General features: G+C 38.4%; 17 protein-coding genes and 1 other RNA gene. 16 read left to right on the top strand and 2 right to left on the bottom strand.

Annotated features, from left to right (window positions below; translation table 11 throughout):
• Nucleotides 1-413 precede the first annotated feature (413 nt).
• On the bottom strand, nt 414-1,022 hold the full coding sequence (gene pncA / locus ACFIKH_RS04490) for a bifunctional nicotinamidase/pyrazinamidase (protein ID WP_375627046.1): 609 nt from the start codon (nt 1,020-1,022) through the stop codon (nt 414-416).
• 46 nt (nt 1,023-1,068) lie between these two features.
• A complete protein-coding gene (locus ACFIKH_RS04485; protein WP_375653815.1) occupies nt 1,069-1,605 on the bottom strand; it encodes a hypothetical protein in 537 nt (178 codons plus the stop codon).
• Nucleotides 1,606-1,766: 161 nt separating this feature from the next.
• Between ACFIKH_RS04485 and ettA the strand changes: the two genes are divergently transcribed.
• The 16 genes from ettA to murB all read left to right on the top strand — a co-directional run bounded on the left by ettA (nt 1,767) and on the right by murB (nt 23,248).
• Nucleotides 1,767-3,416: an energy-dependent translational throttle protein EttA gene (ettA, locus tag ACFIKH_RS04480; RefSeq protein ID WP_375636151.1), complete on the top strand. Its 1,650-nt coding sequence runs from the start codon at nt 1,767-1,769 to the stop codon at nt 3,414-3,416.
• 672 nt (nt 3,417-4,088) lie between these two features.
• Nucleotides 4,089-5,027 carry an ArsR/SmtB family transcription factor gene (locus ACFIKH_RS04475; protein WP_375627052.1) on the top strand — a complete coding sequence of 313 codons (939 nt, stop codon included), beginning with the start codon at nt 4,089-4,091 and terminating at the stop codon, nt 5,025-5,027.
• A gap of 1,961 nt (nt 5,028-6,988) precedes the next feature.
• Nucleotides 6,989-7,366, top strand: coding sequence for a hypothetical protein (locus ACFIKH_RS04470; RefSeq protein ID WP_375651874.1), 378 nt, complete (start codon nt 6,989-6,991; stop codon nt 7,364-7,366).
• A 1,315-nt stretch (nt 7,367-8,681) separates the two neighbouring features.
• Complete coding sequence (locus tag ACFIKH_RS04465) at nt 8,682-9,191, top strand: lytic transglycosylase domain-containing protein (RefSeq protein ID WP_375626143.1); 510 nt, start codon at nt 8,682-8,684, stop codon at nt 9,189-9,191.
• Between the two features lie 83 nt (nt 9,192-9,274).
• Nucleotides 9,275-9,665: RNase P RNA component class A (rnpB, locus tag ACFIKH_RS04460), an RNA gene on the top strand.
• A gap of 264 nt (nt 9,666-9,929) precedes the next feature.
• On the top strand, nt 9,930-10,928 hold the full coding sequence (gene rsmH, locus ACFIKH_RS04455) for a 16S rRNA (cytosine(1402)-N(4))-methyltransferase RsmH (RefSeq protein WP_375651872.1): 999 nt from the start codon (nt 9,930-9,932) through the stop codon (nt 10,926-10,928).
• Nucleotides 10,925-11,329 carry a hypothetical protein gene (locus ACFIKH_RS04450; RefSeq protein WP_375626139.1) on the top strand — a complete coding sequence of 135 codons (405 nt, stop codon included), beginning with the start codon at nt 10,925-10,927 and terminating at the stop codon, nt 11,327-11,329. Before rsmH ends, ACFIKH_RS04450 begins: the two co-directional genes overlap by 4 nt.
• Complete coding sequence (locus tag ACFIKH_RS04445) at nt 11,329-13,071, top strand: peptidoglycan D,D-transpeptidase FtsI family protein (protein ID WP_375651871.1); 1,743 nt, start codon at nt 11,329-11,331, stop codon at nt 13,069-13,071. The genes ACFIKH_RS04450 and ACFIKH_RS04445 overlap by 1 nt, the downstream gene beginning before the upstream one ends.
• 23 nt (nt 13,072-13,094) lie before the next feature.
• Nucleotides 13,095-14,546, top strand: coding sequence for a UDP-N-acetylmuramoyl-L-alanyl-D-glutamate--2,6-diaminopimelate ligase (locus tag ACFIKH_RS04440; protein WP_375651870.1), 1,452 nt, complete (start codon nt 13,095-13,097; stop codon nt 14,544-14,546).
• The gene (murF, locus tag ACFIKH_RS04435; RefSeq protein WP_375651869.1) at nt 14,543-15,964 is read left to right on the top strand and encodes a UDP-N-acetylmuramoyl-tripeptide--D-alanyl-D-alanine ligase; all 1,422 of its coding nucleotides are present in this window, start codon (nt 14,543-14,545) and stop codon (nt 15,962-15,964) included. Before ACFIKH_RS04440 ends, murF begins: the two co-directional genes overlap by 4 nt.
• A gap of 21 nt (nt 15,965-15,985) precedes the next feature.
• On the top strand, nt 15,986-17,056 hold the full coding sequence (gene mraY / locus ACFIKH_RS04430) for a phospho-N-acetylmuramoyl-pentapeptide-transferase (RefSeq protein WP_015856644.1): 1,071 nt from the start codon (nt 15,986-15,988) through the stop codon (nt 17,054-17,056).
• Nucleotides 17,057-17,060: 4 nt separating this feature from the next.
• A complete protein-coding gene (gene murD, locus ACFIKH_RS04425) occupies nt 17,061-18,455 on the top strand; it encodes a UDP-N-acetylmuramoyl-L-alanine--D-glutamate ligase (protein ID WP_375627068.1) in 1,395 nt (464 codons plus the stop codon).
• A gap of 143 nt (nt 18,456-18,598) precedes the next feature.
• Nucleotides 18,599-19,753, top strand: a complete 1,155-nt coding sequence (locus ACFIKH_RS04420) for an FtsW/RodA/SpoVE family cell cycle protein (RefSeq protein WP_375626128.1) — start codon at nt 18,599-18,601, stop codon at nt 19,751-19,753.
• Nucleotides 19,746-20,882: an undecaprenyldiphospho-muramoylpentapeptide beta-N-acetylglucosaminyltransferase gene (gene murG, locus ACFIKH_RS04415; RefSeq protein WP_375626126.1), complete on the top strand. Its 1,137-nt coding sequence runs from the start codon at nt 19,746-19,748 to the stop codon at nt 20,880-20,882. Before ACFIKH_RS04420 ends, murG begins: the two co-directional genes overlap by 8 nt.
• The gene (gene murC / locus ACFIKH_RS04410) at nt 20,866-22,293 is read left to right on the top strand and encodes a UDP-N-acetylmuramate--L-alanine ligase (RefSeq protein WP_375626124.1); all 1,428 of its coding nucleotides are present in this window, start codon (nt 20,866-20,868) and stop codon (nt 22,291-22,293) included. The genes murG and murC overlap by 17 nt, the downstream gene beginning before the upstream one ends.
• On the top strand, nt 22,271-23,248 hold the full coding sequence (gene murB / locus ACFIKH_RS04405) for a UDP-N-acetylmuramate dehydrogenase (RefSeq protein WP_375626123.1): 978 nt from the start codon (nt 22,271-22,273) through the stop codon (nt 23,246-23,248). Before murC ends, murB begins: the two co-directional genes overlap by 23 nt.
• Nucleotides 23,249-23,366 lie beyond the last annotated feature (118 nt).

Raw genomic sequence — 23,366 nt, 5'->3', positions numbered from 1 at the left:
TTTGAATAGAAAGAGGTCTTTTATGCAAAATAAAATACTATTTTATTGCTTATTTGTGTTTTTATTTTAAAGTTGAGTCCATTGCATGATACTACTCATGAAGGGAATAGTGTAAAATCTTTAGGGTACTTTTTGACCTAAATATAAGACAGAAAGCTGATGCTATACTTTTTACCAGCTTTCAATATTATGATAAGTTCTTGCATTTAATGGTTCATAAGAAGCATTTTTACTGTTTTTTTGAATGATTTTTATTCATACATTGATTCTCTTTGTAACGTGTAAGAGAATGGTTTTGAAACAGGTTTGAAATCAGAGAATTTACGATATTCTAGACTTTCACTTAAATATGTGAAAAATAATTTATCCTTTATAAATCAGTATATTATAATAGTAGATTAGAGAAGAATATTTTAAGAGACCATTAAAAGTTCTATACCAGCTTCGTTCATAGTTTTAAGCATAGTGTTTAGTGATCCGTTTACATCAATACCAGCACAGGCATTTAATGAAACACTGACTTTAAAACCGCATTGTATAGCGTGAAGAGCAGAAAATCCGACACAAAAATCAGTTGCTAAGCCACACATAATGAGCTTGGTAAAACCATGTTCTTTGAGATAAACTTGTAAACCTGTTGGTGTTTTTTGATCATTTTCAAGAAAAGCAGAATAGCTATCCATTTTTTGATTATAGCCTTTTCTAAGGATAAGTTGTGCCTTTTCCACTCTAAGAGATGGATGAAATTCTGCTCCTTGTGTTCCTTGTATGCAATGATCAGGCCAAAGTATTTGAGGACCGTAGTCAAGAATGATGGTATCATAGGGCTTTTTTTCAGGATAGCAGGAAGCAAAGCTGCAATGGTTTTTTGGGTGCCAGTCTTGGGTTAAGATAACGTGGTCAAAATGATTTATGAGATTATTGATGGCGGGTAAAATAGCATCACCTTGTGGTACGGCAAGTGCTCCACCTAGTAAGAAGTCATTTTGAACATCAATGACGATTAAGGCTTTTTTTTCCATTAATATATTCCTATATGAGATGAGCTTTTATCGTATTTTAAAAAAGCTATATGTCGTCTTGAAGTTTTGAAATGATGTGTTGGATATTGATATTATTTTTATAATTATCAAGCCAAAAGAGGGGGATGGATAAGTTTTTACAATTGGTTTTATAGTTTTTTACGAATTGTAACCACGTACCAATGGGAAGTGCACTGTATTCATTTTTTGCTACGTGTTGATGCAAAGCTTTCATGATCATTGGGCTTGGGACGTCAGATCCCATAAGGCGGCGATCGTTTTGTAAACGTAATTTAAGCCATATCAAGGCAAGGGGTGAAGACCATTGTTTCCCGTAGCAAAAAATCGATGAAAAAAGAGAAGGATTTTTTACTGCGTAATATAAAGCCCATAAAGCGAAAAAAGAAGGTGCATAGAGAATTGCTTTTCTTTTTGGTACCATATTACATTGATAAGTTGGTTTAATACGATAAAAATACAATGTTATATCTGGTATGGAAAAGAGAGGCAATGTTTGATAACAGGTTTCAGGTACAGCTAAAAAGATTTGCTTTTTGCTTTTTTGGGGGATGTTTTTTTGCATTCAGGACCATACTGGGGCTTGTGAGATTAGAAAAAATGTACCAATATAAAGCGGAAAGCTTTTGATACGATGTAAGTGCTATTTACTGTACAGTTTCAAAAAGCAAAAGCAGTTTTTTCAAAATCCTAATCTTTAATATCGCACAATATAAAGAGAAATTTATGGCACGTCAATTTATCTATCATATGGCTGGGCTTAACAAGTCTTACGGCAATAAAAAAGTTCTAGAAAATATTCATTTGTCTTTTTATCCAGATGCGAAGATCGGTATTTTAGGGCCGAATGGTGCAGGGAAGTCAACTATTTTACGTATTATGGCTGGGCTAGATAAGGAATATACGGGAGAAGCATGGATTTCTGAAGGAGCACGCTGTGGCTATCTACCACAAGAACCTTTGCTTGATGCGAGCAAAGATGTGCGTGGCAATGTGATGGAAGGTGTTGCAGATAAACAAGAAATTCTTGAGCGTTATAACGAATTGATGATGAATTATAGCGAGGAAACGGCTGATGAAAGTGCACGGCTTCAGGACATTATTGACAGTCAGAATCTTTGGGATTTAGAAAGTCAAGTGGAAATGGCTATGGCTGCTCTTGGTTGTCCGCCAGCCGATGGGGATGTAACAAAACTTTCGGGTGGTGAGAAGCGGCGTGTTGCACTTTGTAAATTGCTTTTGTCAAAACCTGATTTGTTACTTTTGGATGAACCGACAAACCATTTAGATGCTGAAACGACGGCTTGGCTTGAAAGGCATCTACGTGAATATCCTGGGGCTGTGCTTTTGATAACCCATGATCGTTATTTTCTCGACAATGTAACGGGTTGGATTTTAGAGTTAGATCGTGGGAGAGGTATTCCTTATGAGGGGAACTATTCTGCTTATTTGGGGGCTAAAGCTAAGCGTTTGGCTCAAGAAGGCCGTGAAGAGGCAGCGCGTCAACGTGCTTTATCACGTGAGCAAGAATGGATCGCTTCTAGTCCAAAAGGGCGACAAGCAAAGTCAAAAGCTCGGATTAAGGCTTATGATGAGTTGGTTCAAGCAGCACGTGAGCGCCGTCCTGGAGAGGCGCAAATCATTATCCCTATTGGAGAAAGATTAGGACAGGTTGTTATTGAAGTTGATAATCTCTCTAAAGCTTATGGTGAGCGTGTATTGATTGATTCTCTTTCTTTTAAACTTCCTGCTGGTGGTATTGTCGGCGTTATTGGGGCCAATGGTATGGGAAAGTCGACCTTGTTTAAAATGTTGACGGGACAGGAACAGCCCGATTCAGGTCAAATACGTATCGGTGAAACAGTTCACATGAGTTATGTGGATCAGAGTCGCGATTCCTTGGTGGGGAATAAAACTGTTTGGGAGGAAATTTCTGGTGGAAATGACATTATTAAATTAGGCAAATATGAGATGAATAGTCGCGCTTATTGCGGGGCTTTTAATTTCAAGGGGGCAGATCAACAGCAGAAGGTGGCAAATTTATCAGGAGGCCAGCGCAATCGCGTACATTTGGCGAAACTTCTAAAAGAGGGGGGGAATGTGCTTCTTCTTGATGAACCGACAAATGATCTTGATACTGAAACATTGGGTGCATTGGAAGATGCATTGGAAAATTTTGCTGGTTGTGCAGTTATCATATCGCATGATCGTATGTTTCTTGATCGATTGGCAACACATATTTTAGCCTTTGAAGGTGATGGTCATGTAGAATGGTTTGAAGGTAATTTTGCTGAATATGAGGCTGATAAAGTTCGTCGTCTTGGGGCGGAATCTCTTAATCCTAAGCATGCAAATTATAAACCTCTTACACGCTAGAATTTTTTATCTTATCTCAACTTTGTTGGAATAATAGTGTGTTTTATTGCGTTTTTTATTTCATAAATAAAGTGCGTGTGTACTCTGTGTAAGTTTTTATTCATTGAAAAGAGTAAGAGACACTTTATGAAATTATGACCTAAATAGGGTTATTCTACTCATGATATATAACCGGTTATTGCTTGTAAAATTGCAATGAAAAGGAGTGGATGAAGAGTATAGTACTATTTCTACAAATGCTCTGGTCATTGAGCATTGTCATCTTTACTTAATAAAAATGCAAGCTGGCACCATCATGTTATTTATTTTTTCTCAATGGTACGCAGTTCTTGTTTTGAGATGACTATAAAAAGTATTTTTATCCATATGTCTCCTCTGTTTATGAGCTGTAAGAGAATAATTTGGATTGATTTATCATGAATCGATTTGAAATGAGGAAAATTTACGGTATTCCGATGTTTTATTCAAGTTGAAAATGATTAATTGTTATTATAAATCAATGCATTATCATTATAACGAGAAGCAGAGAGATGAGATCTGTTCGTTTTTTACAGTAGCCTATTTTTTTATAGTATAATAAAATAGAGAGAACAAAATAGATGAGAATATGCGTTTTATGCTTGACTTTTTTTTCTGTAAACAAATGTTTATAAGAATGTTTAAGGGATAATTATGAAAAAAAGTGCAAGTTTAGATGCAATGATTGTGCTGCTAAAAGCGGTCGCAGAAATAAACCATTTACGTGTTCTTACGCTCTTGCGTCATGAAGATTTAACAATTCCTGATTTTATTTTTATTCTTGATCAGTCGCAAGCGTGTATATCACGATATTTACGTTTGTTGTACGAAGCACGATTGATTGAGCGTTATCAGAAGGGAGATAGCCTTTATTTTAAGCTTTGTCATGATTTTTTGGGTAAAGACATTGTGATGGGTGTTCTTTCGGCTTTACCAAAGCATGATATGTTGTTAGCGCATGATTTAGAACGTTTGAAGGATGTTAAAAAGCAGCGTCAAAAAACGAGGAAGAAGCATTTTTTACAAAATACGTTGCAATGGGATGTATTACGGTCATCCTATATGGCAGATCATGGTGTGGAAAACGCTTTACTTGAAATCATTGGCGATAAACCGTTTCAAACGATGCTGAATATTGGAATAGGTGGAGACTCTGTCTTAAAATTGTTTTCTAATCTTTATACGCATGCGGTTGAAGTTGTGCTTGATAGCAATGTTTTTCACTTGTCTGTTGGAGATACAACTTTTGATTTAGTTATTCTTCATTGGGTTTTACATTTTCTTGAAAATCCTGAAATGTTTCTTCATGAGATATCAAGTGTTTTGCGTCCTCATGGACGTTTATTGATTGTGGATTTTGGTTATCATAAAATTGAGTCTTCATATTCTGATCAAGCACATACGCGTTTTGGATTTTCGGCTTTACAAATAGAACAATGGCTTAAAAATACGGGACTTGTTCTAGAACAAACGGTTTGTCTTACTCCTATACAAAATGAAAACAGTGAGAAGGGTATGGTTACGCTTTGGCTTGCTCGTGATCCGCGTTTATTAGTTGACGATATCAAAGATAAACAAGTCGATTTTGCATAAATCGCGTTTGTTGACCTGCTTTATTCTCTGATTTTTCTTAAGGAATAGCGTAGAGATAAAACTTTATTCAATCATTGATAATCTATTGTTTTTTACATTTGTATTATGTTTTTATATGAGAGTATTGGTGTTTTACAGGGGCTTGGTGGCTGTGTACTGTGTAATGAAAGCACCTTCTATAGAGATAAGCCTATGAGGATCGTTATTTAAGGTGTCTTGATATCATATTTGTTTTATTAGCCAATATATTGATTTTTTAGATTTCAATGAGAGGCTCGAATATAGGAATATTTTTTCATTTCAAATTTCCTGTTTCAGAATCCAAAAGAGTCTGTTTGTTTGTTACAAGAGAAGATATTTATCTAAATAATAGCGTTTGTAAAAGGAAATACATATTTCTAAATATGAGAGCGGCGGCGATATGATGTAATAGCGCACAATATAATATAGTGATGGCTCATACCTTCATAAATGTCAAAAATGGTGGTACCCAATAGATCTTACGATGTCTCTTTAAAACAGGTGCTTAGATAAGAAGTACCTTGGAATTTTTAGTGAGTGGTGCAAAAAGATGCTCTAAAAAGACGAAGGGGTAAAAGGGTAAGACAATGCATGATTTTCATTATTTAAAACACAGCGTTATGAGCATGTTTGAAATTCGTAAAGGCAAATGAAAGGGATGGTAAAGACGGCAATAGGTTTTTATTTTTGGGCTTTTATGTTTTTTATCCATATGCTTTTTCTTGTTTGTGATGTGCCATAGTATGGCTATTCATTGATTCAATGGACGAAGATTTAAAATAAGGGATCTTACGTTCTTGAGATCTCTCATGTAAGTTGTAAAATGATGCGTTATGATTGTAAATCAATGCATTATTTACGTTAGAAGAACAGACTATAACAATTTTTGAGTGTAGAAACTACTGTGTGTATTATTTTACGGAATCATTTAAATGATAGAGATTAAGAGAAACTGTCTGCATTGATCTCGGTTTGTTATGTTAAAATGCGTTAGAGCCTGTTGGTTATTGTAAAATAGTTTATCGTTATTTGGAATGATTATAGCACGTGATTCGAAACAAATACCTTCAGAGTTCTCATTTTTTCATAAAATTAAGCTGTTTAAATTCTTCATTGATTGTTACATGAGAGATGCGACAATATTTTAATAATCATTTACAGAGTTTTTTATGAAGATAGATAAGATTTTATTTCTCTAAATTTATTGTTTTCTTGCAAGAAGATGTTTTTCATTTTTTACGGTTATTTGTGTAAGATTTTAAAAATCTACGTTTTTCTTTTTGTGGTGATTGCTGTTGGAAAAGTGATTCTACTTTTACATAGTTTGATTTTTATAAGGTGGATACGTAGAAATTACGGTTTTTTAATTATGGTCATCGGAGTTATGAAAGAAACTATTTAAAAGTTATAATGATCGTAGATTCTAATTGATGATTCTTGAAATAAAATTGCTTCAAATTGGGTCATTGTGAACTTTTTTTGCCTAAATTTAAACATTTTTAAACAATTTATAACTCTTTTATGTTCTTTTGCGTAGAAGATGATAAGAATTCCTTGTCGTTTAAAGAATTTTATTCCATAGCAAGAATATTGCATCGGCTATCTTAGTGGTTGATGTGAGAGGACGATCGGGGAACCTCCTCCCCCCCCCCCGCGTGGATCCCCTAGATTGTCTGGCCTGACTGAGGATTTCCTCAGTCAGGCTTTTTATAATTGCTTAGGGGGTGTTGTAAGGTGTTATTAGGGGGAATTGTAAGGTCTGTTATTAGTTTCGCCTATGGTGCCTGAATACACAGAGGGGCAGGTCTTGTTGGGCGGATAGTGTTGGCGTATTCATTTTCAATAATTTGATTTTTCTTTATTTAGGCATTGTTGAATGCTATAAAGAGAATCATAAAAGGAATCTATGTTTGTGTTCTGTGATCTTTAGGTAAGAGATAATGGAATCTTTTTCGCGTCGTATTATTTTTATTTTATTCGTATTTTTTATTTTTGGCGCTGTCTTTTTTGCTTCTCAAAGCGGTACTGTTTATCAGTTTTTTTCCGGTCGCCCTTCTTTTTCTTCTCAGAATCTTGATGTAACAGAGGAGGAGTTGTTAGAGAGATTGTCCGTATCTTTTCCAGATATTATCAAGCATCTTTCTAAGATGGACCCTCAACAGCAAGAGTTGTTTATTGCGCAGCTGCGTCGTGATGTAATTGCGCTTGCTGCTAAAAGTGGTCAGAGTCGTGAGCAGGCTCAAAAATCTGGTGAAACTGTTGCTATGGCTCTCTCAAAAGCGATTTCTCGTCCTTCCATTGCTAATGCTTATTTTTAGCTGTTTTTTTAATCGCGCTTTTGGGTTTTATTTTAAGCAGCAAGAGCTTTTCATGAATTTTTGAAAAGTGCGAGGAGATAATCAATTTGTAGGATAATTAGCAAAATTTATCTTACTCAAAAGGTAAGCAATCAAAGTATAACGATAATGATGCAATCATTACAGGAGTGAAAGAAAGTCTGTCAAGGGTATTGGTCGAGTTAATTGTATTATCAATCGCGACAATAACAAAAGCAAAAGCAGTATTGGCTATAATAAAACACGTTAATCGCGTTTTATATGCCGGTTATTTTTTTATTTGATATGAGAAAATAGAAAATTTTAAAAGGATTTAAGATTCCTTTGTTCTACGGATTTTAGAATATTTATTCACTTGTATGATTTCTGAAAATGAGGTGCAAGGCTGATAAGGTGATTGTCTGTGACAAAGAAAAAAATATTTGAATGAAGATGAGGGTTTATTTTTATTTAAAAGGCTTTGGGGGTATTGAGTTTCCTAACATTTTTCAAAAAACAGACAAAAGTAATTGTTAAGCTTTGTTGTAGAGACAAAGACGGATATAGCTTTTTTAGCATATTGTTTTATAATGATAATTTGTCATTTTCATATTGAGTGAGAATCTTAAGAATTGTAAAATTCTCTCGTTTTAAATTTATTCATGGTGAAAAAATCAAAATTAGTTTCTTGTGCACTACAAGTGAGAGGCTTGTGTGGATAAAAGCTCTTTCAAAAGAAGAAGTAAAAAGCTTCTTTGTGGCATCTTAAGAGCTAAAAGTCTGTTGCAATATTTTGAATTGGTAAAGAGTATGATAGTTTTAGTATATTTATGAATTTTTTATGCGCAATGATGGGAGCGGGGACTTGTTTTATGATTTGTTGGGGTTTTATCGGACATAAAGAGTGCTGTGGGTGTTTATTAACCAGAGAGAAGTGTTGATAACAGTTTATATTTTTTGTGAAACTTTTTTGATATTGAGAATCTTCGGTAAAAAGATGTTCTTGTCTCTCTTTAAGATGCTATTTTTTTAATATAAAAATTAAGTGATACAATAGTGATAGTAGAAATTTGTATATTATATCATTTTATTTAATACGCTATAAGATTAATCATAGTCTCTTTATTTTTTTTATTTTATGATATAGATAAATCTATAATTTGTGCATAAAGATATTTTCTTTTGTTGCAGAATTTTATCTTGAAATTGTCTTACTCTTTCCTTTTTCAAGCCGTTCTTTTGCTTTCTTTTTTTGTACAATACGTTTGCAAATTATTTGCAGCTAGAATTTGAGAATGTTTGAGTGAAGAGAAAGAAAATGCAATTTTTGAAAATCTTGTTAAATACAGCGTGTGCTGTATTTTTTGTATTTGATGTAAGTTGGACTCATAGTGTCTTAAATGTTGCGGAATCAGGAGAAGCCTCAGCGATTGTTGCTTCTAAGATTCCTGATCGTCCTTATGAGTTTCTTATTCAGAAACTTGCGAATAAATATAATGTTCCCGTTAATTTAGCACATGCTGTTGTAAAAGTCGAAAGTAATTATAAGGCAGGTATAAAGGGGGCTGCTGGCGAAATAGGTTTGATGCAAATTAAACCCTCTACGGCACGAGGGTTGGGCTTTAGTGGTTCTGTACAGGATTTGTACGATCCTGCGACCAATCTTGAATATGGTATGCGTTATTTGGCACGGGCGTATAAACTCAGTGGTGGAAGTACGTGTGGTACAATCCTTAAATATAACGCAGGTCATGCTGCAAAAAAAATGAATTCCATTTCGGCGAAATATTGCGCAAAAGTGAAAACTTATCTGGCTTCATTAAAATAAAAACATCTTTTTAGACAGGTTTGCTATAAAATATTTTAAGATGCTATTTTCACGGAGCAGAAAATGTTTTATAAATTAATGCGTCAGTCGGCTGGGCAGCCGCGCTTGTCTAATGCTGAAATGCGGCAAGTGAGGAAAGTCCGGGCTCCATGGAAAGACGGTGCCGGGTAACACCCGGCGGGGGTGACCCTAGGGAAAGTGCCACAGAAAGTAAACCGCCTATTTTTATAGGTAAGGGTGAAAGGGTGGAGTAAGAGCCCACCGCGCATTCAGTAATGAATGTGGCAAGGTAAACCCCACCGGGAGCAAGACCAAATAGAAATGACGTGCAAAATTTAATTTGCAGCCGATTTCCGGGCGAGTCATTCGGGTAGGTTGCACGAGGCGGATGGTAACATCCGTCCCAGATGAATGGTTGCCATGTAAAGTGTAAGCTTTACTCTACAGAACCCGGCTTATAGGCCGACTGATATTTCATGATGATACGCGATATTTTATAAGATCAATTATATATGGTCTTTTATGGATTCTATGTGTTTGAAATGGACACTTGAGCAAAGAGTATTTTAAAAAATTATAACATTTCTTTAAGTATAATGCGTTAGGATCTGTCTTGGGATAACTTTAGTTTTTTCGTTCATTGTGATTAATATGAAAGTTGAAGGCTAGGTTACTCTAAAATCAGTTGCTATGAGAGAGCTGTTGATTTGAGACAGCATAACTTCAAGACGGATTATTTTGATAAAGCAGGATCAAAGAGCTGAACGCCATATCCCAGTGTTGTTGCAGCCAGTTTTGGCTGGGCTTATGCCATTGGTTGGAGCAAAAGTGATTGATGGCACCTTTGGTGCTGGTGGTTACACGCGCGCTTTGTTAAAGGCAGGGGCGGAGGTGATCGCTCTTGATCGTGATCCTCATGCTATTAGTGCGGGACAATCGCTTGTTGAAGAATTTTTTCCACGACTTCGTTTGGTGCAAATGGAATTTTCACAGTTGGATCGCGTTGTTGAAGAGAAGGTAGACGCCGTTATTTTGGATATTGGTGTCTCTTCAATGCAGCTTGATGAAGCTGAAAGGGGATTTTCTTTTCAAAAAGATGGTCCATTAGATATGCGAATGGCTCAGACTGGTTTTACTGCTGGCGATGTTGTAAATCACTTAAAAGCAAGGGATTTGGCACGTATCTTTAAGATATTAGGAGAAGAGCGCTATGCGGGGCGAATTGCACGGATGATTGAAAAGCGTCGTGTTGTTCAGCCTTTTTTGCGTACAGGTGATTTGGCGTATGCTATCGAAGCGTTGATAGGACGTAAGCCAGGAGATCGCATTCATCCTGCAACACGTGTATTTCAGGCTCTTCGCATTTATGTTAATGATGAAATTGGTGAACTTGCACGTGGCTTATTTGCTGCTGAACGCATTTTGAAACCGGGTGGTCGTTTGGGGGTTGTCAGTTTTCATTCTCTTGAAGATCGTATGGTCAAAAGATTTTTTTCTTTTCGTTCAGGAGAGTGTATGAGATCACGCTATCTTCCTGAAATAAAAACGCCTCCAGCAACATTTTTTCCTTTGTTTAAAGGGGGGATAACTGCAAGTGAAGAGGAGTTACAGCAAAATCCTCGTTCACGTTCTGCGCGGTTGCGTGTTGGTGTACGAACTAAAGCAGAGGCTCTTGCAGCAGATATGAAATTATTTGGTTTAGCAGAGATTGCCAGTTTTGAAGGCGGCAAGAAATGACAGTTTTTCGTACATTTGATATGATCTTAGTGATGATTATGATTTGTATGGCAGGTCTTACTTATAAAGTAAAATATGATGTTCAAAAACGAATGAACGAAGTTCGTCATCTTGAGCATGAAATTGCTGCAGCAAAAAATACGGTAAGTTTGCTTCGTGCTGAGTGGGCTGTGATGATAAGGCCTTCGCGCATGCAAAAACTTGCAAAACGTTATCAAAAAGAACTTGAGTTAGAGGTTATACAGCCGCGTCAAATCGTGGCGTTTAAAGATATTCCGGTACGGGTACATGATCAAATTGAAGAAGTGATTAAACAAAATATCTTGGAAGATAATCAGGATATTTTGACAAATAATCGGGCTTCTCAGATAAATGATGTTGTCCAAAAAGGCGCGCAGTAATGAAATCGACTTTTTTATTCTCACAGAAGAAAAAGCGCTTAAAGAATTCGTTGAATAATCATAATGTTTCTGTTCGTCGTCCCTATTCTAGTCGTCCACGTTTGCTTTTTTCGTTGTTCTGCTTTTTAATTTTATATGGCATCATGGGGGCTTGCCTTATTTCTTATGGGTTGGAAGGTGGACAGATTGAAGAAGCAAAGGGGCCAGGAGTTCTTCAATTGATGGCACGGCCTGATATTGTTGATCGTAATGGTCGTTTATTGGCAACAGATATTAAAACTTATTCACTTTTTGCTGAGCCACGACGTATTATTGATGTGGATGAAACAATTGAATTGCTCTCAACAGTTTTGCCTGATCTTAATTGGCAGGAAACCTATAAGCGCTTAAAAAGAAAATCTGGTTTTTCTTGGATACAGCGTGGGTTAACACCAATGCAGAAGACGAAAATTATGGCTCTTGGTATACCAGGAATTGGTTTTCGGACTGAAATTCGTCGTTTTTATCCTGATGGACCTGTAACTTCCCATATTCTCGGTATGGTGAATGTTGATAATCAGGGCATTGCAGGTATGGAAAAATATATTGATGATGCGGGGTTGAGTGCTTTGCGTGCCGCTGGTCTTGCTATGGAAGAATCATTAAAACAAGTTCAGCTTTCGATTGATGTGCGTGTTCAGGCAATTGTTCATGATGAACTTATTCAGGCTATGAAGCGTTATAGGGCAATTGCTGCAGGAGCTATTATTTTAAATATACATACGGGGGAAGTTTTGGCTTTGGCATCACTACCAGATTTTGATCCTGGAAATCCTATTGAAGCTTTAAAAAGTGATCGTCTCAATCGGATGACGGCAGGAGCTTTTGAAATGGGATCAATCATTAAAAGTTTTACAACTGCTATGGCTCTTGATTCCGATATTTTTCATTTAAACAGTATTATTGATGCTTCAAAGCCAATAAAAGCAAGTAGTGGGTATACTATTCATGATTTTCATGGGAAAAATCGTCCCTTAACGTTATGGGAGGTTTTTATTTATTCCTCCAATATTGGTTCTGCTAAAGAGGCATTGGCGGTGGGGATTGATGGACATCGTAATTTTTTGAAACGACTTGGTTTACTGGATCGATTGACAACAGAATTGCCTGAAGTTGCCCATCCTATTGTGCCTCATCATTGGAAGGATATCCATTCTATGACGATTTCTTTTGGGCATGGTATGGCAACAACACCTTTGCAAACAGCTGTTGGGGCTGCTGCTTTAATGAATGGTGGTTGGTTAATCGCTCCGACATTTTTAAAACGTACAAAAGGACAAACGTTGCACCATGCAAAACGGGTTTTGCAGGCTAAAACAAGTCAAAATATGCGTTACCTTTATAAATTAAATAGTGATATTGGTTCTGGACGTAATGCAAAAGTCGAAGGTTATCGTGTAGGTGGTAAGACAGGAACAGCTGAAAAAGTTGAAAATGGAAAATATTCTAAAACAAAAAATTTCAATAGTTTTCTTGCTGCTTTTCCTATTGATGATCCTGTTTACGTTGTTTTAACAATTATTGATGAACCAAAGCCTGCAGAGGGACAGCGTTCAGCAACAGCGGGGATGAATGCTGGACCAATGCTTGCTAATATTGTTCGTCGCACAGCTAGTTTTCTTGGTGTAAAATCCGATTTTAAAAAAGAATATGAGCCTCTTTTAAGTAAAAAGAGTAATTCAAGTTTCGTTAAACAACGGTAAAATGAATACAAAGGTGCAGCGTTATGTTGTTTGGAACAGTTTTTACAGAATGTCTTGAAGATCAGAATCTTTCTTCAATGGAAATAACAGGAATCAGTGCAGATTCTCGACAAGTCTTGCCAGGCTATGTTTTTGTCGCTGTTCAAGGAAAAAAAAGTGATGGAAGGCACTATATAGATGATGCGATAAAGCGTGGCGCACGAGCAATTGTTACAGATTGTCATGCTGTTCTTGAGGATTTATCTGTTCCCATTTTACGTGTTTCTAATGTTCGTCATAGTTTAGCGTTGGCAGCTGCACGTTTTTACGGTTCTCAGCCTGAAACGGTCGTTGCTGTGACTGGTACAAGTGGTAAAACATCTGTTGTTTCTTTTATTCGGCAAATTTGGACTCATGTTGGATTTTGTGCTGCGAGTATAGGAACGGTTGGTGTTGTTTCTCCTAAACGGAATGTTTATGGTTCTCTCACAACACCTGATCCGGTTGCCTTGCACCGTCTTCTTTGTGAAATTTCTCATGAAGGTGTGACGCATGCAGCCCTTGAAGCATCTTCGCATGGGCTTGATCAAGGACGACTTGATGGAGTTCGTTTAACGGCTGGTGCCTTTACCAATTTAGGGCGAGATCACATGGATTATCACACGGGGGTAGAGGATTATTTGCGGGCTAAAATGAAGTTGTTTGATACACTTTTGCCTGTATCTGCTCCCGCTTTGATTTTTGCTGATGATGTCTATTCACAAAAGGTTATTGATGTTGTTACACAAGCGCGCCGCCGTGTCTTGACAATTGGTCGTAAGGGGCAATTTATCACGATTAATCGTGTTGAACATCAACGCTCAAAACAGTGTATTGAGTGTCGTGTGGAAAATAATATTTATACATTTGATTTGCCTTTGGCTGGAGATTTTCAGGTAGCCAATGCGCTTATGGCAGCGGGGTTAGCAATTGCAACGGGTGTTTCACCTCGTAAGGTTTTTTCTGCGCTTGAAACTTTGCAGGGGGCGCCTGGGCGGTTAGAATTTGTCGGAAAGACAGAAAATAATGCGCCTGTTTATATTGATTATGCTCATAAACCAGAAGCTTTGGAGCAGGTTTTGCTTTCTGTTCGTCCCTTTACGCAAGGGCGTTTAATTGTTGTTTTTGGTTGTGGAGGAGATCGTGATCAAGGAAAAAGACCTTTGATGGGAAAAATTGCGGCGGATAAAGCGGATATTGTTATTGTAACCGATGATAATCCTCGCACAGAAATGCCAGAAAAAATACGCAAGGATATTTTACAGGCAGTGCCAACAGCAATAGAGATAGCAGATCGTGGTGAGGCTATTTCTTACGCGGTGGAGCTTTTGAAAGCTGGTGATACACTCATCATTGCGGGAAAAGGTCATGAGGATGGCCAAATTATAGGGCAGACAACGTATCCTTTTTCAGATCGTTTGAAAGCGATAGAAGCTCTAGAGGACCGAAAGAAATGACAGCTTTATGGGATAAGCAAGCACTTGTTGCTGCAATTAATGGTGTTGTAATGGGAAGCATGCCAGAAACTTTTTCTGGGGTTTCCATTGATAGTCGTACTCTTGCGGAAGGTGATATTTTTTTCTGCATTAAAGGGCATCATCTTGATGGTCATGATTTTGCTGCGCAAGCTTATGAACGAGGTGCAGGCGTTCTTATCGTTGCGGAACACCGTTTGAGGGATATGAAAAAAATATCGGCCCCACTTATTGTTGTTCCTGATGTTTTGCAAGCCTTAGAAAAACTTGCACAAGCTGCACGCAAACGTTCAAGAGCTAAGATTATCGCGATAACAGGATCGGTGGGAAAAACAACGACAAAAGAAGCTTTGAAACAAGCACTTGCAACGACTGGGAACGTTCATGCGAATCTTGCTTCTTTAAACAATTGCTGGGGGGTTCCACTCACTTTAGCGCGGATGCCTATAGAGAGTGATTATGGTATCTTTGAAATTGGCATGAATCATAGAGATGAAATTCGCCCTCTAGTCAAACTGGTTTGTCCGCATGTTGCTCTCATTACGCATATTTGTGCAGGACATATGGGTTTTTTCAAAAATCTTGAAGAAATAGCAAAGGCAAAAGCTGAAATTTTTGAAGGATTAGATGAGAAAGGCATTGCCATTTTAAATGCGGATAGTGATTTTTTTTCTTATCTCGTTCAAGAAGCAAAGAAATGCGGTGTAAAGAATATCTTAAGCTTTGGTGAGAGCAAAAATGCTGATTATCAAGCGCGAGATATACGTCTTCTAACTGATCATTCTTCTATGATTGTACGTATTAGGGAGCGGGATAGGGAGGTTCAAATTGGTGCTCCCGGACGCCATATTGTGCAAAATAGTTTAGGGGTTATTGCTGCTTGTGATGCTATGGGAGTTGAGTTAGAGCCTGTTCTTCTTTCTTTTCGCCATTTTTCTTCTCAAAAGGGGCGAGGTGTTCGTTATCGACTGTCTTTATCAAATGGGGGTGAATTTTATCTCATTGATGAAAGCTATAATGCAAATCCTGCTTCTATGCGTGCTGCGCTTGAGCTTCTTGCTACAGGACCAGTCGGAGAAGAGGGGCGGCGAATTGCTATTTTAGGAGATATGCTAGAGTTAGGGGAGTATAGTGAAAAGCTTCATCGTGATTTAATAAAGCCAATACGTCTTTCCGGTGCTAATCCGGTTTTTCTATTTGGTGAGGCGATGAAATCTTTAGTCAGTGATTTGTCTGCTGGTGTTAAGGTTCATTATGCTGAAAATATTGAGAAAATTTTATCTCTCCTTTTAGCAGAAATTTCTTCTGGGGATCTGCTTATGGTTAAATCATCCAATAGCCTTTGTTCATCAGATATTGTGACTGCATTGCTTGACCGCTATAAAGCGGTTTCTTCATAGTTTTAAGAGGTTTTTTGTACCATGATGCTGTTTTTTTCTTCGTTTAGTGATTGGCTTCCAGGTGTGAATGTATTTCGTTACATTACTTTTCGCACGATAGCGGCTATGCTTACTTCGGGGCTCATCGTCTTTTTGTTTGGACCTAGCATCATTGCTTCTCTTAAATTGCGGCAGGGTAAGGGGCAACCGATTCGTGCGGATGGTCCTCAAACACATTTTAAAAAGGCTGGAACACCTACAATGGGTGGATTGATGATTTTAACCGGTATTGTGGTATCGGCATTTTTGTGGTGTAATTTATCGAATATTTATTTTTGGGTATCGCTATTGGTTATGCTTTCTTTTGGGGCAATTGGATTTTATGACGATTATCTTAAGGTCACAAAACAAACAGACAAAGGATTTTCTGGGAAAGCACGGTTAAGTTTGGAGTTTTGTGTTGCCGCAATTGCTGCTTTTGTCATCCTACAAATTGGCTCATCTGGATTCGCTTTGCCTTTTTTGAAAGATTATCTTATCAATTTGGGCTGGTTTTTTATTCCTTTTTCTGCTTTTGTTATTGTCGCGACCGGTAATGCGGTTAATTTGACGGATGGACTTGATGGCCTTGCTATTGTTCCTGTGATGGTTGCAGCCTTATCTTTTGCTCTGATTGCTTATCTTTCTGGTAATATGAATTTTGCTGATTATCTCCAAATCCATTATGTATCGGGAGCAGGTGAATTGGCTGTTTTATTGGGAGCTGTTGTTGGGGCAGGGCTTGGTTTTTTATGGTTTAATGCACCACCTGCAGCTATTTTTATGGGAGATACTGGTTCGTTGGCTCTTGGAGGATTATTAGGGACTGTTGCAGTCGCTACGAAGCACGAAATTGTTTTGGCTCTTATTGGTGGGCTTTTTGTTGTGGAAGCTTTTTCGGTCGTTATTCAGGTTGGTTATTTCAAATTAACAAGAAAACGCGTGTTTCTTATGGCACCGATACATCATCATTTTGAGAAAAAAGGCTGGACTGAAAGCCAAGTCGTGATACGCTTTTGGATTATTTCAATTGTTCTTGCTCTTATTGGTCTTTCAACACTTAAATTGCGGTGAGATTTTGATTTCTGTTGCGTGTTATAAAGGACAAAAAGTTGCTTTATTTGGATTGGGGAAGTCTGGACTAGCAACGGCACAAGCATTGATGCGTGGCGGTGCAGAAGTGGTGGCGTGGGATGATAGTCCTTCAAGCGTGCAAATGGCTTTTCGGCACAATATTCCAACGCGAGATCTCCGTTATGAAGATTGGTCAGAATTTGTTGCATTGATTGTAGCTCCTGGAGTTCCTTTAAATTGTCCTCAACCCCATTGGGTTGTTGAAAAAGCACGAAAAAAAAATATAGAAATTATCGGTGATATTGAATTATTTGTTCGTGCGCGCCAGCATTTTTTACAGCATTATGGTTTTTGTGACCAAGATGTTCCTTTCATTGCGATTACGGGGACGAATGGGAAGTCAACTACAACGGCTTTACTTGCGCATTTGTTGGAAAAAATGGGTTATGATGTGCAGGTGGGGGGGAATATCGGAAAGGCAATATTGACGCTTAAGCCATTTGTTAAAAAACGGATCTATGTGATTGAATGTTCATCATTTCAAATTGATCTTACACCCTCTCTTCAGCCGACCATTGGACTTTTATTGAATTTAACACCTGATCATATTGATCGACATGGGAGTTTTGCCTGTTATGTGCAAACCAAAAGGCATCTGATTGCTCAGGCTTCTCAGGCTTTTATTTCAGTTGATGATGCAGCTTGTCGGGTTTTATATCAACAGTTGCTTCATGAGGGGAAGAAAATTTGGGCAATTTCCAAGGATCATTTTGTTGAAAATGGTTTTTATGCAGATGGGACTAAGCTCTTTTCTGTTTGTCAAGGACAGCGTCATATGCTTGCAGATCTGGCGTCTATGACTGCTTTGCGCGGATGTCATAATGCGCAAAATGCCCTTATGGCATTAGCAACGTTGCAGGCTTTAAAAATAACCGATCCACATATAGAGAACTGTTTAGCAAGCTATAAAGGGCTGGATCATCGTATGCAGCAGGTGCGTAAAATGGGGGCGGTTTTGTTTATCAATGACAGCAAGGCGACTAATGCAGATGCAACAGCTCCTGCGCTTTCCACCTTTAATGATATTTTTTGGATTGTTGGGGGAGAGGCAAAACAGGGAGGAATAGAGTCTCTTAGAGAATTTTTTCCTAAAATTCGTAAAGCCTATTTGATTGGGAGCGCGGCGGAAGAATTTGCCCGCACCATTGGATCTGCTTTTCCCTTTTCTATGAGCTTAACTTTGAAAAATGCGGTGCATGAAGCAGCTGTTGACGCAATGGGTTGTAAGGAAAAAGAGGTGACGGTTCTTTTGTCACCTGCTTGTGCAAGTTATGACCAATTTAAAAATTATGAAATGCGAGGTGAAGCATTTGTCTCTTTTGTGATGCAGTTACAATAAAAAAGCATCAGTTATAAAAAAATATTTTTGCGTTAAGACTCCAGAATCTTTTTTTGTGTAATTTAGTTTTTAAAGTGTTTGTTAAATAGGCTGGGGAACCATATCACTTTAAGATAATTTATAAAATGGATAAGGTGGATACCATGGTTACGCGCGCAGATAGAGATCCAATTGCTAATTGGTGGTGGACGATTGATCGCTCTATCTTTGCAGCTTGTTTAATTTTAATGGGTATTGGCATTATGCTATCTTTTGCTGCCAGCCCTATTATTGCAAAAAAAATCGGAATTGCTGATAGTTTTTATTTTGTTCGGTGGCATATCATTTTTAGCATTTCAGCATTTTTTACGATGGTTACCATTTCTTTTTTTTCGCTTTCTAATATTCGTCGTTTATGTGCTCTTTTGCTCATTGTAACGCTTGCTCTTATGGTTGCAACCTTATTTTTTGGTCCAGAATTAAAGGGAGCACGGAGGTGGATTCAGCTATTTGGTTTTTCTGTACAGGCTTCAGAGTTTATGAAGCCAGCTTTTGTGGTTATGTCTGCTTGGCTTTTTTCAGAACAGATACGCAGGAGGGGAATTCTGGGTTATACGTTAGCGATTCTACTTTATGCCATTTGTTGTGTGCTTCTGGTTTTGCAGCCTGATATTGGACAAACAGTTTTAATAAGTGCAACATGGGGGGGGCTGTTTTTTATTGCTGGTGTACCTCTTACCATTATTTTTCTCTTTCTCATTTTAGGCGTTGTAGGAATTATTTTAGCTTATCTTTTTCTGCATCATGTGCGCGAGCGTATCAATGGTTTTTTGACAGGTGAAGGGGATACTTTTCAAGTGGATGTAGGACGTGAGGCTATTTTGAATGGTGGTTGGTTTGGGCAAGGTCCTGGGGAGGGAACAGTAAAACGTATCATTCCTGATAGCCATACAGATTTTGTGTTTTCCGTCGCTGCTGAAGAATATGGTATTATCCTTTGTTTATTAATTATGATGCTTTTTGGCTTTATCGTTATGCGTTCATTGTATATAGCCATGAATACACGTGATTCCTTTATACGTCTTGGTATTACTGGCATAGCAATGATGATTGGCTTTCAATCAGCGATTAATATGGCCGTTAATCTTCACTTAATTCCTCCAAAAGGCATGACATTGCCTTTTATTTCTTATGGTGGTTCTTCGATGGTGGCGATTGCGTTTTCAATGGGCATTTTGCTTAGTTTAACACGTCGTTGGCCAGAAGCACGCCTTTCAGCTTTTTCTTCCTCTTCTGTCTTGGATACCCCTTATGAATGATAAAAAAGTTATTGTTTTGGTGGCTGGTGGTACAGGTGGACATCTTTTTCCTGCTGAAGCCCTTTCTGTTGAATTAAGGCAGCGTGGATATGATGTTCATTTAATAACAGATGAAAGAGCACGACCTTTTGTTCAGTGTTTTGATGAAGAGCATATTCATATCGTTTCATCGGCAACATTTATACGACGCCATCCTTTTGCTCTGATAAAGACATTTTGGTCTTTGCTAAGGGGTATGGGGCAATCGTTGGCGTTGTTTTATAAATTACGTCCTGCTCTTGTTGGAGGATTTGGGGGGTATCCTAGCTTTCCTCCTCTTTTTATTGCGGCCCTAACGAGGCGTGTAACATTTATTCATGAACAAAATGCTATTATGGGGCGTGCCAATCGGGTGTTGGCAATTTTTGTGCGTGCAATCGCTGGTGGTTTGTTGTCGCCAAATGGCGCTTATGCTCGTAAAATACTTTTGACGGGGAATCCTGTCCGTGAGGCTGTGCTGAAGGCGGCCAAAATTCCTTATCATCCCTCAACTGGTGAAGAGCCATTTCATTTTTTGATTTTTGGAGGTAGCCAAGGGGCTTCTGCTTTTTCACATATTGTTCCAGAAGCTATTGCTTTATTCGATGATAAGAACCGTAAACGTTTACGAATTGTGCAGCAAGTTCGAGGGGAAGCAGAAGGGTTAATCAAAATCTATCGTGATATGGGCGTACAAGCAGAGGTAGCTCCTTTTTTTGATGATATGGCTGAACGTATGGCACATGCCCATTTTATTTTGTCGCGTGCTGGGGCTTCATCTGTTTGTGAGATAGCGGTGATTGGTAGACCTGCTTTGCTTGTTCCCTATCCCCATGCTTTAGATCATGATCAGGCTGCCAATGCAGCTCTGCTTGCTCGTGTAGGTGGTGCGCAAATTGTATCAGAAAAAGATTTAAATGCACAAAAGCTTTTTTCTCTTTTAATGCACGCTTGTTGTGCGCCCCATTTATTGGAAAAACAAGCGCTTGCTGCAAAAAAAGTTGGGCAACCTCATGCAACCCGTTGCCTTGCTGATATGGCTGAATCCTTAATTGCAGGGCGATTGTTGTCAGATATAAAAGAGGAGCTTTTAAATGAAAATGCCACTTGATATAGGCGTTATCCATTTTATCGGAATCGGGGGGATCGGTATGAGTGGAATTGCGGAGGTTTTTTATAATCTTGGCTATAAAGTTCAAGGGTCAGATCAAGTTGAAAGTACAAATGTTGAACGTTTGCGGAAAAAAGGAATTAACGTTCATATAGGTCATTGTGCTGAAAACTTAGGGAATGCAGAGGTTGTTGTTTTTTCTACTGCCGTTAAAAAAACAAATCCTGAGTATATTGCTGCAAAGGAAAGACATTTGCCGCTTGTTAGACGTGCAGAAATGCTGGCGGAGCTGATGCGGTTTCGGCGTGCAATTGCGGTGGGTGGTACACATGGTAAAACAACAACCACATCAATGGTCGCAGCCCTTCTTGATGCCGGTCATTTTGATCCAGTGGTAATTAATGGTGGTATTATTAATGCTTATGGTACGAATTCTCGTACAGGAGATGGCGATTGGATGATTGTTGAAGCTGATGAGAGTGATGGTACATTTTTAAAGCTGCCTGCTGATATTGCTGTTATTACTAATATTGACGCTGAGCATTTGGATCATTATGGAAGTTTTGATGCTGTGCGTGACGCTTTTCGGCAATTCGTAGAAAATGTTCCTTTTTATGGTTTTGCTGTTTTGTGCCTTGATCATCCAGAGGTTCAGTCATTGGCGGGCCGTATTGATGATCGTTGGGTGATCACTTATGGTGCAAATCCACAAGCGGATGTTCGTTTTCTTAATCTTTCGATGGATGGTCAAAAAACGCATTTTGATGTTCTTGTTCGCTCACGCAAAACAGGAAGAAAGATTGAGTTGAAAAATTTGCTTTTGCCCATGGCAGGACAGCATAATGTTGCTAATGCAACGGCGGCGATTGCTATTGCGCATGAACTTGGCATTTCAAATGAAGCTATAAAAAGGGGCTTAGCAGAATTTGGCGGAGTAAAACGGCGTTTTACGCGAACAGGAAGTTGGCGGGGTATTGAAATATTTGATGATTATGGACATCATCCTGTTGAAATAAAGGCTGTTTTGCGTGCAGCACGTGAGAGTGCAAAAGGACGTGTTATTGCCATTGCACAACCCCATCGATATTCACGTTTGTATCATTTATTTGATGATTTTTCTACTTGTTTTAATGATGCAGATACAGTGTTGATTACGCCTGTTTATGCGGCTGGTGAAGAGCCTATTGTAGGATTTGGTTCTCAAGAATTGGTAGAGCATATTAAAATGGCGGGTCATCGTGATGTGCGCTTGATACATAGTCTGGAAGATGTCGTGTCTCTTGTCTCAAAATTTGCTCAGGCAGAGGATTATGTTGTTTTTCTTGGTGCTGGCAATATCACACAATGGGCTTGTGCGTTGCCTCATCAATTAGCGGTATTGGATGGTCATGGTAAATTTTCAGCACATTGATGGTGAGGCGCTATTGGCGCAATTGCAACCGCTGTTGGGTGGCGTGAGAGGAAAACTTACACCTAATGTTGAAATGCGTAAGGTAACGTGGTTTCGCACGGGCGGGTTGGCAGAGCTTTTTTATCAGCCTGTTGATGAGGCAGATTTAGCAGTTTTTCTGCAAAATCTTCCTGAATCTATCCCTGTAACAATTGTGGGAATTGGTTCTAATCTTCTGGTGCGTGATGGGGGCGTTCCTGGTGTTGTGATTCGTCTTTCGCCAAAAAATTTTGGGCAAGTGCAGCAAGTTTCTCCAAAAGGCTTTTTAGTTGGTGCTGGTACGGCGGATAAACATTTAGCTGCTGCTGCTTTAAAGGCAGAAGTTGCAGGTTTTCATTTTTATCATGGTATTCCTGGTGCTCTTGGAGGAGCTCTCAAAATGAACGCGGGTGCGAATGGTGTTGAAACCGCAGCGCGTGTTGTCGAGGTCTATGCGCTGGATCGTAAAGGACAACGTCATATCTTGAGTTTGAAAGATATGCATTATTCCTATCGCCATTGTGATATTCCTAAAGATTTTATTTTTACAGCTGCTTTATTGGAAGGAAAACTTGGTAATAAAGATGATATTCGTGCTGCTATGGATGAAGTTTCCCTCCACAGAGAAACTGTACAACCTATTCGTGAAAAGACAGGAGGATCAACTTTCAAAAATCCTGAGAATGGATCTGCGTGGCGCGTGATTGATGAAGCAGGGTGTCGAGGTTTACGGATTGGTGGCGCTCAAATGAGTGAAATGCACTGTAATTTTATGATTAATACAGGGCAAGCAACAGGATATGATCTTGAAGCATTGGGAGAAACAGTGCGTGCGCGTGTTTTTGCAAATTCAGCCCACCTTTTACAGTGGGAAATAGAGCGTATCGGTCAATTTGAGCGTGGTCGAAGTGTTTCTCCTTTTGATCCATTTCATTGATTTATTGTTCACTAAAAAAGTGCAAATAAAAAATTGAGTCATTTCAAAGAGATAATAAAAAATTTCTATTAAGAATCAATAAATTAACAAAGAATCTCTTGCATCAGGCTTTTGAGTC

Origin of the sequence: Bartonella sp. SD1336NMGDW (genome assembly GCF_042193565.1) — a bacterium.
Lineage (GTDB): Bacteria > Pseudomonadota > Alphaproteobacteria > Rhizobiales > Rhizobiaceae > Bartonella > Bartonella grahamii.
The sequence above is the reverse complement of the archived record's forward strand: the minus strand, read 5'-3'. Positions and strand labels throughout refer to the sequence as shown.

Coding starts and splice junctions, on each gene's coding strand:
- ACFIKH_RS04445 (WP_375651871.1), top strand. CDS start 11,329: ATGAAATCGACTTTTTTATTCTCACAGAAGAAAAAGCGCTTAAAGAAT.
- murF (WP_375651869.1), top strand. CDS start 14,543: ATGACAGCTTTATGGGATAAGCAAGCACTTGTTGCTGCAATTAATGGT.
- murB (WP_375626123.1), top strand. CDS start 22,271: ATGGTAAATTTTCAGCACATTGATGGTGAGGCGCTATTGGCGCAATTG.
- ACFIKH_RS04465 (WP_375626143.1), top strand. CDS start 8,682: ATGCAATTTTTGAAAATCTTGTTAAATACAGCGTGTGCTGTATTTTTT.
- ACFIKH_RS04450 (WP_375626139.1), top strand. CDS start 10,925: ATGACAGTTTTTCGTACATTTGATATGATCTTAGTGATGATTATGATT.
- ACFIKH_RS04470 (WP_375651874.1), top strand. CDS start 6,989: ATGGAATCTTTTTCGCGTCGTATTATTTTTATTTTATTCGTATTTTTT.
- mraY (WP_015856644.1), top strand. CDS start 15,986: ATGATGCTGTTTTTTTCTTCGTTTAGTGATTGGCTTCCAGGTGTGAAT.
- ACFIKH_RS04420 (WP_375626128.1), top strand. CDS start 18,599: ATGGTTACGCGCGCAGATAGAGATCCAATTGCTAATTGGTGGTGGACG.
- ACFIKH_RS04475 (WP_375627052.1), top strand. CDS start 4,089: ATGAAAAAAAGTGCAAGTTTAGATGCAATGATTGTGCTGCTAAAAGCG.
- ettA (WP_375636151.1), top strand. CDS start 1,767: ATGGCACGTCAATTTATCTATCATATGGCTGGGCTTAACAAGTCTTAC.
- ACFIKH_RS04485 (WP_375653815.1), bottom strand. CDS start 1,605: ATGCAAAAAAACATCCCCCAAAAAAGCAAAAAGCAAATCTTTTTAGCT.
- ACFIKH_RS04440 (WP_375651870.1), top strand. CDS start 13,095: ATGTTGTTTGGAACAGTTTTTACAGAATGTCTTGAAGATCAGAATCTT.
- murC (WP_375626124.1), top strand. CDS start 20,866: ATGAAAATGCCACTTGATATAGGCGTTATCCATTTTATCGGAATCGGG.
- pncA (WP_375627046.1), bottom strand. CDS start 1,022: ATGGAAAAAAAAGCCTTAATCGTCATTGATGTTCAAAATGACTTCTTA.
- murG (WP_375626126.1), top strand. CDS start 19,746: ATGAATGATAAAAAAGTTATTGTTTTGGTGGCTGGTGGTACAGGTGGA.